Source organism: Acetobacterium fimetarium, assembly GCF_014284475.1.
In the GTDB taxonomy this organism is placed as follows: domain Bacteria; phylum Bacillota; class Clostridia; order Eubacteriales; family Eubacteriaceae; genus Acetobacterium; species Acetobacterium fimetarium.
The window spans coordinates 37,091-51,012 of sequence record NZ_WJBC01000005.1 but is presented as its reverse complement, the minus strand read 5'-3'; the positions used below and the strand labels follow the sequence as shown (position 1 = coordinate 51,012).

Annotated in this window: 11 protein-coding genes; 1 reads left to right on the top strand and 10 read right to left on the bottom strand. The window is 44.5% G+C overall.

What is annotated here, in order from left to right; all coding sequences use genetic code 11:
• Nucleotides 1-40: 40 nt before the first annotated feature.
• The 7 genes from GH808_RS05015 to hpf form a co-directional block, all read right to left on the bottom strand.
• Nucleotides 41-772, bottom strand: coding sequence for a UPF0280 family protein (locus tag GH808_RS05015; RefSeq protein WP_186841702.1), 732 nt, complete (start codon nt 770-772; stop codon nt 41-43).
• 4 nt (nt 773-776) lie between these two features.
• The gene (locus GH808_RS05010) at nt 777-1,181 is read right to left on the bottom strand and encodes an NIL domain-containing protein (protein WP_186841701.1); all 405 of its coding nucleotides are present in this window, start codon (nt 1,179-1,181) and stop codon (nt 777-779) included.
• Nucleotides 1,178-2,344, bottom strand: a complete 1,167-nt coding sequence (locus GH808_RS05005) for a homocysteine biosynthesis protein (protein WP_186841700.1) — start codon at nt 2,342-2,344, stop codon at nt 1,178-1,180. The genes GH808_RS05010 and GH808_RS05005 overlap by 4 nt, the downstream gene beginning before the upstream one ends.
• A gap of 45 nt (nt 2,345-2,389) precedes the next feature.
• Nucleotides 2,390-3,485 (bottom strand): peptide chain release factor 2 gene (prfB, locus tag GH808_RS05000; protein WP_420797520.1). Its coding sequence is split into 2 segments (ribosomal slippage): nt 2,390-3,421 and nt 3,423-3,485, totalling 1,095 coding nucleotides; the frame shifts between segments, so codons are not numbered across the junction.
• Between the two features lie 56 nt (nt 3,486-3,541).
• Nucleotides 3,542-6,049: a preprotein translocase subunit SecA gene (gene secA, locus GH808_RS04995; RefSeq protein WP_186841698.1), complete on the bottom strand. Its 2,508-nt coding sequence runs from the start codon at nt 6,047-6,049 to the stop codon at nt 3,542-3,544.
• Between the two features lie 171 nt (nt 6,050-6,220).
• Nucleotides 6,221-7,924: a DUF5317 domain-containing protein gene (locus tag GH808_RS04990; protein ID WP_186841697.1), complete on the bottom strand. Its 1,704-nt coding sequence runs from the start codon at nt 7,922-7,924 to the stop codon at nt 6,221-6,223.
• 272 nt (nt 7,925-8,196) lie between these two features.
• Complete coding sequence (gene hpf / locus GH808_RS04985; protein WP_186841696.1) at nt 8,197-8,745, bottom strand: ribosome hibernation-promoting factor, HPF/YfiA family; 549 nt, start codon at nt 8,743-8,745, stop codon at nt 8,197-8,199.
• Between the two features lie 706 nt (nt 8,746-9,451).
• Between hpf and cls the strand changes: the two genes are divergently transcribed.
• Nucleotides 9,452-10,915: a cardiolipin synthase gene (gene cls, locus GH808_RS04980; RefSeq protein ID WP_186841695.1), complete on the top strand. Its 1,464-nt coding sequence runs from the start codon at nt 9,452-9,454 to the stop codon at nt 10,913-10,915.
• A gap of 154 nt (nt 10,916-11,069) precedes the next feature.
• Here the strand turns inward: cls and hydG are convergent, their stop codons facing one another.
• Genes hydG through GH808_RS04965 form a run of 3 tightly spaced genes read right to left on the bottom strand, consistent with a single transcriptional unit; the run spans nt 11,070 to nt 13,817 of the window.
• A complete protein-coding gene (gene hydG, locus GH808_RS04975; RefSeq protein ID WP_186841694.1) occupies nt 11,070-12,488 on the bottom strand; it encodes a [FeFe] hydrogenase H-cluster radical SAM maturase HydG in 1,419 nt (472 codons plus the stop codon).
• An 11-nt stretch (nt 12,489-12,499) separates the two neighbouring features.
• Complete coding sequence (gene hydE / locus GH808_RS04970; protein ID WP_186841693.1) at nt 12,500-13,546, bottom strand: [FeFe] hydrogenase H-cluster radical SAM maturase HydE; 1,047 nt, start codon at nt 13,544-13,546, stop codon at nt 12,500-12,502.
• The gene (locus GH808_RS04965; RefSeq protein WP_186841692.1) at nt 13,539-13,817 is read right to left on the bottom strand and encodes a TM1266 family iron-only hydrogenase system putative regulator; all 279 of its coding nucleotides are present in this window, start codon (nt 13,815-13,817) and stop codon (nt 13,539-13,541) included. The genes hydE and GH808_RS04965 overlap by 8 nt, the downstream gene beginning before the upstream one ends.
• Nucleotides 13,818-13,922 lie beyond the last annotated feature (105 nt).

Here is a 13,922-nt window from a genome sequence, read left to right as displayed (position 1 = left end):
GTGGTTTTTAACCAGCTATAAGACAAATGCACATTGATCCCTAGCATAATTCAATCGCTCCCCAGGCGCCAAGCTGATCCTCAATGAGAATCAGCGCTCCGGTTATGCCCGGAATTTTTTTCACCCATTCAATCCCTCTGGCTACATCTTCCGGTTTTTTGATGCGGTTGCCGAGGGCTGTCGCCGCTGCATCAGCCAGGGGAACATCTTCACTGAGAACCGTGACGGCATCCGCTTTGCCAAAACTCAGGGAATGTCCCATTACCCCGGACGAGGTACAAATCCCCATGGCCTTTTCCGCCGGTTTTATTTTCAAACTGAGGCCGGGAAACTGAGAATTACCGGTGTGCAGTGCAATCCGTCTGACTTTTTTTGTCTTGATCAGAAGGTCTCCGCCATTTTCGACAATGATTTCTTCGGAATAGGGTTCCAGAATTTTACCGACATATTTTGAGACCGCACCGGCCACCGCTGCCATCGGGCCAACACCGGTTTTAATGCCCGCTTCCAGCATGTCCGCAACGATGGGTTGTGCCAGTCGATCTGACGCCAGTGGCAGCAGCGATTCGATGAAATTCGGGTGTTGCTGATCATAAGCTGCAATGGCTTTTCTGAGCCTTTTTACTTCTTTTAAAACAAGCTGGGAGATCATTGGCTGATTGGCATTTCTTGCAATGCCGATAAAGAGGTCGGATTCGAATTCGAGGACCTGGAAATATTCCAGGTCCTCGGCTTTCATTTGACTGCGATATATTCGTTCTTCATAGGCCATGTGACTACATAACCGTATGAATCGCCCGCATTGGGCAGGCTTTAACACACAACATACACTCAAGACACTTGTCTTCATGGTGAACCAATGACCAGTTTTCATCCATTTCAAGAGCATTGACAGCACAGACAGCCGTGCAGGCACCGCAGGAAACACACTTCTTTTGATCAACGACGACCATTGACTGAACATCTTTCACGCCGATCTGGTTTTCCCGCAGAAAAACGATCCCGGCATCGATATCGGTCTGTTTTCCTCTTATTTCAAGAAGCAGTGTGCCCTTTATATTATCATCGATCATCGCTTTGAGAATGCTGAAATCCAGGTTGTAGGTTTTTATCAATTCCATCGCCATCGGTTTGCCTGTGGCCATTTTGGGAAAGGACAGCAGTATTTTTTTTGTGATCATCGTGCTTCACCCTCCTTAATTTCAAGACTTTTCAGCGCATTAGCCATGGGGAAGCTCTGAATCGGTTCCTGAAGAAAAAACTGACCCTTTTTTATCCAGTGGTTGAGTTCCAGAGCGATTTCGCGTGCCACTTTCAAGCTTGACAGCGGTGATGTTTTAATCATTTTTCCGTTAATATCCACGGATCCGCTTCTGAGCTCGGCATAGCTTACTTTTTTCAGTTTTGGATGCCCTCCGCTGGCGACACTGTAGTCAAAAACATAGGTGTATAGATCCTTGTTTTCGACACTGACAAACGACATCATTTCTTCATTTAAGATCGGAATAGGAATCCCGATGCCGACAAACATCGAGGTGCCGTACTTTTCGTACACCGCTCCCCGAATATATGCTGGATTCATCTCCTTCATATTGCCGATCAGCGCTAATGTGGCCCCGGAAGTCGTCGGGTATCCCTTTTCATCTCTTTCACAGGCGGTATTGAATTGCGTCCCCATCCAGGAAACATATCCCTGCGCACCGCCAAAGAAAAGCCTGGTCCCCATACCAATCGTTTTTAATAAGGGGTCATTAAGGAGGGGGCTTAATTCACCAGCCGTGCTGTAGGTGATATTCCCCATGTTGGGTTGCAGAATACCCATGTAAGTGTAGATTCGTTTGCTGGAAGTGTTGATGGCCGCATTGTAATTCTGGTAACAGTTTCTGGGATTGAACAGATACGCTTCATTCATATCTTCCAGTTTTACCCAGGTATCGATTTCTTTTCGGGGATAGCAATCGGTTCCCCGCGATGTCGCGACCAGGTGTACCTCTTTCCCGGCTATCAAGTCGTTGATGACGTGCGCTCCACCGTATTCGATGCCTCTGTCTTGGGATGGTTGGGTGGCACCCAGGTAGGTATCGACTGCCGCCAAACCGCCGCTCGCAGCAACTCCGTTCAGGCTGATCTCCGCCATGCGAATGGGGGGATCGGAATGGCCAAAGTTCAGAAACGCTCCTGATGAGCACATCGGACCGAAGGTGGCAGTGGTCACAACATCGACATAATCGGCTGCATCCTTCAAACCACGTTCTTTTACAATGTCAATCACTTCTTCCGCCGTGACGACGACGGCTTCGCCTCGGGCGATTTTTTCGTTTATTTGCTGATAGGTTTTTGCCATTTTTCCCTCCAAAATTTTCTTCTTAATATACAGTGTGAATACGATTCAGCTGACCATTGTATTGAGATAGGCATTCATGAAAATGTCCAGATCGCCATCCATGACGCTGGCCACATTTCCAACTTCCACATTGGTCCGATGATCCTTAACCATGGTATAGGGATGAAACACATAGGAACGAATCTGACTGCCCCAGGCAATCTGGCTGTAATCGCCCTTGATGTCCTCAATCCGGTCCATTTTTTCCTGTTCCATAATTTCAACCAGCTTGCCTTTCAGCATTCCCATGGCGACCTCTTTGTTCTGATGCTGCGATCGCTCGTTCTGGCATTGCACCACGATTCCCGTTTTAAGATGGGTGATCCGGATTGCTGAATCCGTTTTGTTGACGTGTTGCCCGCCGGCGCCACTGGCACGATAAGTGTCGATCCGGATATCGTCCGGCAGAATTTCTATTTCAACCGTTTCATCAACCTCGGGGGAAACATCCAGCGAAGCAAAAGAAGTGTGCCGGCGTCCGGATGAATCGAAAGGAGATATGCGCACCAGCCGGTGTACACCACGTTCGGTCTTGAGATAACCGTAGGCATTGACCCCTTCAATCAGCAGGGTGACGCTTTTGATCCCGGCCACATCGCCGGGCTGAAGATCCAGCGTTTTGACCTTGTAGCCCTTTTTTTCGGCCCAGCGGGTATACATCCGCAACAGCATTTCGGTCCAATCCTGAGACTCCGTTCCACCGGCTCCGGGATGAAGCGAAATGATCGCATTGTTGCTGTCATATTCTCCGGACAGCAGGGTCTCAATGCGGAAGTTATTCAATTTTTCATCAAGCGCTTTGATGGCGCCTTCGAAATCTTCCAGTATTTCGCCTTCTTCCACCAGTTCAAGCATCACCAGCACATCATCGAGTGACTCTGCCAGAGCCTTATAATGATCCACTTTTATCTTAATCAGTTTTAATTCTTTTAAGACAATTTGGGCGCTCTTCTGATCATTCCAAAAGTCTGCGCTCTCGGTTTTCTGTTGCAGTTCTTCTATTTGACCAACCAGTTTGGGTAAGTCAAAGTGAATCCCCCAATTCCTTCAGTTTAGTTTCCATTGCATTTATGATTTGTTTTTGTTCATACAAATCGATCACAACTAATCACTTCCTTCCTGTTACTGTACTCACTGCCGGCTAAACAAATATGTTTATTATGCGCCACAGCATTTTTTATATTTTTTACCGCTGCCGCAGGGACAGGGATCATTTCGTCCTACCTTGTTCTGGGCGGAAGCCGGACCCGTCGGTTTTCCTTCAATTTCATTTTCATTGGTTTTCATCTGATCAAAATCGACGCTCTTGTTGGCCTCTTCAGCCGGAACAATCTTGATATTCAAGTTAAACAGATATTTTACGGTGTCTTCCTGAATTCGCAGGACCATGTCGTCAAAAAGATCAAAACCTTCCCGTGTATACTCTTTGACCGGATCATTCTGGCCGTATGCCCGGAGCCCGATTCCCTGTTTAAGCTGATCCATATTATCGATATGTTCCATCCATGCGGCATCAACGGTTCGCAGCAGAATCATACGCTCAACATTCTGAAGCTGTTCGAGTCCCAATATTTCCTTCTTTTCTTCCAGAACTTTGCGGCATTCTGCCAGGATGGCTTCGACCAGTACTTCCCTGCTTTCCGGTTTTTCCGGTAGTGCCACGCGCCCTTTCGGCAACACGTTTGATTCAAGATGCTTGGTTAGTCCTGCCAGATCCCAGTCATCATAATACTGTCCCTCACCGGTAAACATATTAACATAGGCATTAATCAGAATCTCGGTCATGCTCCAGATTTCATTTTCCATGTCTTTTCCGTCAATGACTTCCTGACGCTGCTGGTAAATAAGTTCCCTTTGACGATTCATGACATTGTCGTATTGAAGAACGTGCTTTCTGATATCGAAGTTGCGCCCTTCCACACGTTTCTGAGAGTTTTCAATGCCCTTGGTCAGCATCTTATTCTCAATCGGTGTTTCTTCGTCCATTCCAAGGGTTTCGATCATGCCCTGAATTTTTTCGGAACCAAAAACACGCATCAGGTCATCTTCCAGGGACACAAAAAACTGCGATGATCCCGGATCGCCCTGACGTCCGGCACGGCCACGGAGCTGATTGTCAATACGACGACTTTCGTGACGTTCGGTGCCCAGAATATGGAGGCCGCCGACTTCCGTAACTCCTTCACCCAGAACAATATCGGTACCACGCCCAGCCATATTGGTCGAAATCGTAACGGCATTCATCTGGCCGGCGTTGGCTACAATTTCAGCTTCCTTTTCAAGGTGTTTGGCATTCAGCACATTGTGCTTGATCCCGGAACGCTTGAGATAACCACTGAGCAGCTCGGATTTTTCAATTGATATGGTACCAATCAAAATCGGCTGGCCCGTTGCATGGCGCCGTTTGACTTCTTCGGTCGCTGCCATGAATTTTCCTTTTTCACTTTTATAAATCAGATCGTTGAGATCCTGTCTGATCAACGGTTTGTTGGTGGGAATGGTGATAACGTTAAGGTTGTAGATCGTCTGGAACTCATCCTCTTCCGTTTTGGCTGTTCCGGTCATACCGGATAGCTTTTTGAACATTCTAAAATAATTCTGGAAGGTTACAGTCGCCAGTGTTTTTGATTCCCGATTGACTTTGACGTTTTCCTTCGCCTCGATGGCCTGATGCAGTCCATTGGAATAACGCCGTCCCGGCATTAATCGTCCGGTGAACTCATCGACGATTATGATCTCCCCGTCTTTGATCACGTAGTCACGATCCTTAAGCATCAGGGTATTCGCATGCAGAGCCTGGTTGATATTATGGAATATTTCCATGTTTTCCATATCCGCCAGATTGGTCAGATTGAAATATTTTTCCGCCTTCACAATACCTTCTTCAGATAACATGACGGATTTTGCCTTTTCATCTTTGATGTAGTCATCTTCTTTGAGCGTTCTTGCAAAACTGTTGGCCAAAGCATACAGCTTCGTGCTCTTATCACCACTGCCGGAAATGATCAGCGGTGTTCTCGCTTCATCCACCAGAACACTGTCGACTTCATCGATGATGGCGTAATTCAATTCGCGCTGGACCTGCTGGGCTTTCGTTCCTGCCATATTGTCACGGAGGTAATCGAAGCCGAATTCGTTGTTGGTTCCGTAAACAATGTCACAGGCATAAGCCGCATTTTTTTCCTGGAATGACAGACCGTGAACAACCAGTCCCACACTTAACCCTAAAAACTCATGCAGTTGACCCATCCAGGCACTGTCTCGTTTTGCAAGATAGTCATTGACGGTAACAATATAAACGCCGTGTCCGTCCAATGCATTGAGATAGGCCGGCAATGTTGATACCAGCGTTTTTCCTTCACCGGTTTTCATCTCCGCGATATTTCCCTCATGCAGCGCCATGCCCCCAAGGAGCTGCACCGGGAAATGTTTCATTCCGAGGATGCGGCTGCCGGCTTCACGAACCGTTGCAAATGCATCTACCAACAGATCATCCAGCGTCTCTCCCTGAGAAAGACGTTCTTTTAATATTGGTGTCTGCCCTTTTAATTCATCATCGCTCATCGCTGCATAACGGCTCTCAAGCGCCAGGATCTGTTCCACCTTTTTTTGCATGCGTTTTAGTTCTTTTCTGTTACTATCAAATATCTGGTCTAAAATTCCCAAACTATTCACTCCTTCTTAACTTATCGATTAAAATTCAATTCAATAAAACAACTTAATATCAAACTAAACTTCATTATACCATATTCCCTTTAAAGATACTTTAGATAATTTAAAAGGGACTGCATTTTTTTATACAGTCCCTTCTGTTTCTTTAATTATATCGTTTGACGATCATTTTTTCTTTCGCCAGAAAGCAACGTCCTTGCCGTCAAGTTTTAATTCAACTAATTCATAGCCGGCTCTTTTTCTTTCCTCGATGGTATCTTCGAATTTTTTCCGCTGTTCCTCATTCATGTTTTCGAGAACTTTATTTTTGTCTTCATCCGAACTCTTGTAGACTCTGCCGACGACCGGTTCAGTCACTTCTTCAATTTCTTTGAATGGTATAGCGACATCCTCATCATGTTCAGAAGATACGAAAAAGCTGTCGGTTTCCTTGCTGCTTTCTTTAATGGATTGCTTGCGTCGGCTCGCCTTGCGTTTTTCATCCTCAACATTCAATCGTTGCCAGACGCTGAGCATTTCATCCTGGGAGAATTCATCTTCTTCTTCCGTTTGGGCAGCCGTGCTGCTTTCCTCTTCATTCTTTTCACTGCGCAAAATAAAAGGCTGATCCAATTCTGTCAGTTTGAAACTTTCGACAATTCTCAAGTCTGAACCGGGAATCGATTCGGGCGAAATTGTCGGATCATGCAAGGCCTTCGCGGTCCTGTTCAATTCCATTTCCCGCATTTGAAGTTCCAGCCGCTCTTTCTCAACCGCAAGTTTTTCTTCATAATACTTTTTGGTGAAAAATCCGGCATCTTCACTGTTGAGAATTTCTTCCATATCCGCTGCTTCCAATTCATTTTTACCGGCAACATAGGTCCCGACTTCCTGAATGTTGCTTAATATCTTCGTGCTTCCATCATCGACTGGCTCCATGACTCGGGTTTCCTGAGCCATCTGATCATTGATGATAATTTCTTCCGTTTCAGTCCCAATTTCCTGGTCGATTTCATCCAGATTAGCTGGAGTGATTTTTGTCTCGAAATCATCACTGGGTATCACCATCGTTTCATCCGGATTCATCACCGTTTCCGTCGGAATCATGACCGTTTCTGCTGGAGCCGCAAGCGTTTCGTTTTCGTCACGATCCCCATGAATCGCACCGGTTGCGGCCATATCCCGGTAAAAATCATCCATGTCGATTTCGCTCTCATCTAAACCCGACTGGATTGTCACGCCTTCGATATCTTTTTCGTCATCGCCGAAGATTCCTTCATCATCGGCAATTTGCATATTTTCGTCATGAATAAAGGATGCTTTTTTGTTCATCACATACTGAATAAAACCAGTGAACCCGATGAGTGCCACAATCGTACCGGCACTGACACCGGCGGCCGTTCCATAAAGGCTCATCGCCAGCGGTACATAAGGTACCGGCAAGGGCAGATTGATTCCTAAAAACCACAATAATGTGTTGGGTTGAATTAATGAATAGATCGGACTTAATCCCTGGGTGATCTGTTGGCCAAAAGCAGTCGGTAGAATATCAATCACACCTTGAGAAATCGGCATGTGTCCGCCATTGATAAAGATGACAACAAAATTGGCGGTGACGCCCATTGCCATCAGAATGACCCAAAAGTCGTCCAGATTGAAGACGAGCATGACCAGAATCAGGATGTAGCTTGCAAAATTTACGATTTCCAGATAAGGTTCAATGAATGAGATCCCGCCAGTGTAGATATAAAACCGCAAAGCAATTTGCAACAATAAACCGATAATTCCTACCGGCAACAAAGAGATTTTTCTTACTCTAAAGCCATGAAGACTTCCTCTTCGTATTTTTCCAATTAAAAAGCCTAAAATAATTGCAATAAGTATTAACATATTTGTTTCAACCCCACTATTTATTTCATAATTCTTTCATTATTATTAGGTATCCTTGATCTGCTTCTTTTGATGAGATAAACAAACCCTGTTGTACACATAGCTCTATTTTAAAGCAAAAGAAAAGTTCTGTCAAAACTTTATGGCTAATTTATTACTAAATTCAAAAATAAATTCGAAAATATTCATTTTTTAAATTAACATCATCAAAAGCACCCCTTAAAACAACTTTTCAAGGGGTGCCCAGCATTAATTTTTTTCTTAAGAAAGCTTTAGAAAGTGGGCTCGATTAATCCGTAATTCCCATCTTTACGCATATACACAACATTGACGTCGTCGGTTTCGCCATTAAGGAATACAAAGAAATCATGACCCAGCAGTTCCATCTGCAAGGTGGCTTCATCAACCGTCATCGGTTTTACAGCAAACTTTTTCGTTCTGACAACTTTTGCCTGAAAAGCATTTTCTTCATCGATGTCTTCAATTTCCTCAAAATGAACCTTTACAACTTCATCCTGATTCCGTCTTTCTAACTTTGTTTTATGTTTTCTGAGTTGGCCTTCCAGTTTATTCACTGCATTTTCAATCGAAGTGACCATGTCTTCCGATCTTTCTTCAGCTCTTAAAATTGTTTTTCCGACTGGAATCGTAACCTCTAACATTTGATTGTTTTTAATCTGATTGTTATTTTCTTTGCTGAATGTGGCGAACACTTCTGTTTCCTTTTCAAAATAACGATCAAATTTTTCAAACTTCTTTTTTAATGTTTCTTTCAAACCTTCTGATACATGCATGTTTTTTCCGTAAATTGTAAATCTCATAACGACAACTCCTTTCAAAAGGTCAATCTCATTCGTTTACACAATATCGTAATTGCTGCTGCGAATCTTGTTCTCATTATACCCAATTATATACACTTTAGTCAAAATCATTTCTGTCAATTTCTTGTCACAAAATATCATCGAAGTTCAAGCATTTATTTCAGATACTAATTTGTCTCAGCTGACCTGGTCTTTTCCCCCACACTCGCCAGCAGGAAGTTTAGCTCAGTGTTAGCCTCACAACTCCTCCTCTCGGCTTGCGCCGGCTGGACTTACTTCTAAGATGCACCATGATCAACAACTCGCTATTGAATTGTCTTACGTGGATCGCTTTGCCTGCATCTGGCATCGACTTTCAACCACAAACCTGAGACATGCTATATTATAAGATTAAACTTAAGCTTCTGTCAAGTTAAACTGATATCATGCATTTGCGGTACTGCCGAAAATTCAGCTGGCAATTTACCCAAATTGTTTACAAACACATGCCTCAAATCGGCTTCTGTTCGTAGCTTCGGCATTTCGTCATTGCCAATCGATCCATATTACTGTAAAATGCTATTTTGTGATTTTGTTATATGTTATACTATACCCATCTCGGGGCAGTTGAAAAGATTACTGCAATCTTCAATTTTCAGCAACACGAATGGATTGAATCCGTTATTGAATCGTCTCACAAATGCCTGGTAACCAAGGAGGTTTTTAGATGTTTTTCGGTGTATCAGCGATCCTATATATCCCTGTTTTTATTGTGAATATTTCACTGACTTTTACCATCATCTTTTTAGAGCGTAAAAATCCGCAAAGCACCTATGCCTGGCTACTATTTTTATGGATGGTACCGATATTGGGTTTCCTTTTTTATCTGCTTTTTTCTCAGAATTTGACCAAACGGAAAATCTTCCGGTATAACACACCGGAAAACATCCGTTATCATCATATGCTGCGACAGCAACAGCGCCTGCTTTCGGAAATCATTTCCATCAACCCTGACAGCCCCATTGAGAAATATCGACATTCCATTGAGTTTCATTTAAGGGTAAGCCAATCTCTGTATACCAATGATAATGATGTTGAAATTTTCACCGACGGCCATGATAAATTTGCCGCCTTATTTGATGCAATGGAACTGGCCAAAGACTCTATCCATGTTGAATATTACATTATCAAAAATGATTCGCTAGCCTTGAAAATGATCGATATTCTGACCCGAAAAGCGTTGGAAGGCGTGGAAGTTCGGCTTCTTTTTGATGCAATGGGGGGACGCTACCTGCCACGTTCTGTGATTGATCCCTTTATCTCTGCCGGAGGACAGATCGGTGAGTTTTTTCCATCAAAATTCAAAATGCTCAACTTTCGGGTCAATTACCGCAATCATCGTAAAATTGTGGTCATTGACGGAAAAACCGGTTTCGTCGGCGGTTTCAATGTCGGCAATGAGTATCTGGGACTCAACGCCAGGATGGGCTACTGGCGGGATACCCACCTGAAAATAACCGGCTCTTCCGCTTATGAGCTTCAGCTTCGTTTTCTGCTGGACTGGCGGGCCAGTTCCAGTGAAGAATTACTGATTGATGATAAAAAAATCAGCCGTTATTTCCCTCCCATCCCACAAAAAAACGGTGCCGGAATCCAGATTGTCTCCAGCGGTCCCGACAAGGTAAACCAGCAGATCAAACAGGGCTTTTTAAGAATGATCACCACTGCTGAAAGTTATATTCTGATTCAATCGCCTTATTTTGTGCCTGATGAAAGTATTCTGGAAGCCCTGAAGATTGCATTATTGTCGGGCATTGATGTTCGCATCATGATTCCCAACAAGCCCGATCATGTCTTTATTTACTGGGCGACCCTTGCTTATGTTGGTGAACTGGTTGAGTACGGCGCCAAGATTTTTATTTACGAAAACGGCTTTTTACATACCAAAACCATTGTTGTGGATGATTCCGTCTGTTCCGTCGGCTCCTGCAATTTCGATATTCGCAGTTTCCGGCTCAACTTTGAAACCAATGCGTTTATCTATGACCAGAAGGTTGCCACCAAACTGAAAAACATTTTTGTCGATGACATTAAATACTGTACCTATTATGACAGGGAACTCTATCAAAACCGCAGCAATGCGATTAAAATGAAAGAGAGCATTTCGCGATTATTCTCCCCGCTTCTTTAATCGTAATCAACCACTTTGATCGTGCTGCCCCGACACAAAAAAACGCAATATTAAAGACCAGTTATTATATCTGAACCATGCTGCTGTTTTCATTTGCGGCACCCCAAGATAGGATAACTGGTCTTTTTTATAAAGCGTAAAGTTTGGATTTAATTTAGAAGCGGAAGTCCCGTTTTCCTTCGTTTAATTCCGTCAAATGAGCCGTTGCGATACCACGGACCTTATCATTCGGAATCGATTCCAGTTCCCGGGCAATGGTTATTTCACCTTTTGCTTTCGTATCAGGAGAAGCATAGTCTTCCAAATATTCCTTCAAGGTCATAATGGCATTTGGCTGACAGCAGTTGGCAATTTGACCGGATTTCACCAGTTTCATGAAACGATCGCCGGTTCGCCCTTCCCGGTAGCAGGCAGTGCAGAAGCTTGGGATATGACCCATATCCAGCAGCCAGTTGACAATTTCATCCAGCTTTCGTGTATCACTGACATCAAATTGAGCCGAATTCTGATCTTCCGGTTCCGGTTCATCATAACCGCCGACGCTGGTGCTGGACCCGCCGCTGATCTGTGAAACGCCCAGTTTCAGAACCTTTTCTCTGACTTTTTTGGATTCTCTGGTGGATATGATCATGCCGGTATAGGGCACGGCAATGCGCAGAACGGTGACTATTTTTTCAAAGATCTCGTCAGAAATCGCATTGGAGAAATCACCCGTATCGATATCATCTGCCGGGCAGATTCTGGGAACGCTGATGGTATGGGGCCCAACGCCCTTGTATGCTTCTAAATGTTCGGCGTGCATCAGCATCGAAACAAAATCGTAGCGATACAGGTTAAGACCGAAGAGTACACCAATGCCGACATCATCAATTCCCCCCTCCATGGCGCGGTCCATGGCTTCGGTATGCCATGCATAATCATGTTTTGGTCCGGTTGGGTGAAGTTCTTCATAATTTTTCTTATGATAGGTTTCCTGGAAAAGAATATAGGTGCCGATCCCTGCTTCTTTAAGTTTTCGGTAATCATCCACGGTTGTTGCGGCAATATTGACATTGACTCGGCGGATATCGCCATTTTTATGGTGAACGCCGTAAATTGTCTTGATGCTTTCCAGGATGTATTCCAGCGGATTATTTTTGGGATCCTCGCCGGCTTCGATGGCCAGACGTTTATGTCCCATATCCTGAAGTGCGATGACTTCTTTTCTGATCTCTTCCTGCGACAGTTTCTTGCGTCTGATATTTTTGTTTTTGCGGTGATACGGACAGTAAACACAGCCATTGATGCAGTAGTTCGACAGATACAAAGGCGCAAACATAACAATACGGTTGCCATAAAACCGTTTCTTGATATCCTGTGCCAGTGTGACCATGCGTTTGTTCTGGTCTTCAAGTTCACAGGCTAACAGCAAGGCCGCTTCCCTGTGGCTGACGCCTTTGAAATCATGGGCGCGGTCGATAATACTGCTGATTAACGCTTTGTTGGTTTTATTTTCTTCGGCATATGCGATTGAATCCAGAACTTCCTGGTCATCTATAAATTCTTCTGCTTTGCTTGATTTAACGTTATACATTTTTTCTCCTCTTAACTTTTTTTATTCGGATGATCGCCCCGGTTATTGACGATTTCGTATCCGATTGATTCCATTCTTCTGCTTAAACAGACACGGCACTCCGCCGCTTCATCACCGGTGCAGATTTTATTGTCATATAGTGCATAGTCTTTTCTCACCTCAACCGGTGACAGATTGGGCATCACAACATTGGCGCCAGCCAGTATGCCGAGTTCCCGTCCCTCCGGATCAATGGTTCCCAAGGCCGTGGTTGCCGGAATCAGTGCTTTCGGCAACATCAGCCGCAGGATAGAGATAATTAAAAGCGTTTCTTCCAACGTCCCCGGCCGGGCATCCTGATAGGGTGTCTGCTGATGGGGAATGAACGGACCGATGCCGATCATTTCCGGGTTCAGCTCTTTAATAAAGCATAAGTCCGCGATGATATTTTCGACTGTCTGATGCGGCGAGCCGACCATAAACCCGGTCCCCACCTGATATCCGATTTCTTTGAGATCTTTCAGGCATCGCTTCCGGTTCCTGAGGCTCAACGCCCTAGGATGCAGTTTCCGATAATGCTCTTCAGTGGCTGTTTCATGCCGAAGCAGATAGCGGTTCGCGCCGGCTTCAAAAAAAGCTTGATAGCTTTCTCGTGATTTTTCTCCGATCGAGAGAGTGATTGCACAATCCGGATATTCTTTTCTGATTCCGCGTACGATCTCCACCATCTGGTCATCCTTGAAAGCCGGATCTTCACCGCCCTGGAGCACAAATGTCCGAAAGCCTAATTCGTGTCCGGTTTTACAGCATGCCATTATTTCCGTCTGAGACAAACGGTAGCGATGCGCCTGCGCATTGCTCTTTCTTATACCGCAATAATAACAGTCATTTTTACAGTAATTTGTAAATTCGATCAGCCCCCGGGTATAGACGTCTTTGCCATAAGTTTGCTCAGCAACTGCTCTTGCTCTGAGCGAAATCTCCTGCCGCAATTCTGGCGTGTTGTTTTCCAACAGCCATTTCATCTCATCACTCTTCAAATTTTGCTGCTCTTCCAGCTTTTTTATCAACTCATTCATTTTTATCGTCTGCTTCTTCGCTTTTCGGTAATTTTGAATAGACGGTTTTTATGCTGACCCCGTCGATCATTCCCAGTTTCCCAGACAGTGAGCTAATCACGTTGGTGGATGCATCCACCACCACACTGATCACCGACACGTTCCGTTGATGATAGGGGATGCCCATTCTTCCCACGATGTATTCGCTGTAGTCATTAAGAATGCTGTTTAATTTACCGACCGCTTCTTTTTTTTCTACCACAATTCCGATGAGACCTATTCTTGTTTCCATTTTTTTCTCCTTTTTCTCGACAAGTCACCTTCTCTTCCAAAAGCCACCACTAATACGTGCAGCGCGCGTTCTAGTGATTCCCGGTCAACGAAAAAAATTCCCTGC

What these genes read in the sequence shown, in the direction of transcription:
- GH808_RS04965 (WP_186841692.1), bottom strand. Translation starts at nt 13,817, where the DNA reads ATGGAAACAAGAATAGGTCTCATCGGAATTGTGGTAGAAAAAAAAGAA.
- hpf (WP_186841696.1), bottom strand. Translation starts at nt 8,745, where the DNA reads ATGAGATTTACAATTTACGGAAAAAACATGCATGTATCAGAAGGTTTG.
- hydG (WP_186841694.1), bottom strand. Translation starts at nt 12,488, where the DNA reads ATGTATAACGTTAAATCAAGCAAAGCAGAAGAATTTATAGATGACCAG.
- GH808_RS05010 (WP_186841701.1), bottom strand. Translation starts at nt 1,181, where the DNA reads ATGATCACAAAAAAAATACTGCTGTCCTTTCCCAAAATGGCCACAGGC.
- cls (WP_186841695.1), top strand. Translation starts at nt 9,452, where the DNA reads ATGTTTTTCGGTGTATCAGCGATCCTATATATCCCTGTTTTTATTGTG.
- GH808_RS05015 (WP_186841702.1), bottom strand. Translation starts at nt 772, where the DNA reads ATGGCCTATGAAGAACGAATATATCGCAGTCAAATGAAAGCCGAGGAC.
- hydE (WP_186841693.1), bottom strand. Translation starts at nt 13,546, where the DNA reads ATGAATGAGTTGATAAAAAAGCTGGAAGAGCAGCAAAATTTGAAGAGT.
- GH808_RS05005 (WP_186841700.1), bottom strand. Translation starts at nt 2,344, where the DNA reads ATGGCAAAAACCTATCAGCAAATAAACGAAAAAATCGCCCGAGGCGAA.
- GH808_RS04990 (WP_186841697.1), bottom strand. Translation starts at nt 7,924, where the DNA reads ATGTTAATACTTATTGCAATTATTTTAGGCTTTTTAATTGGAAAAATA.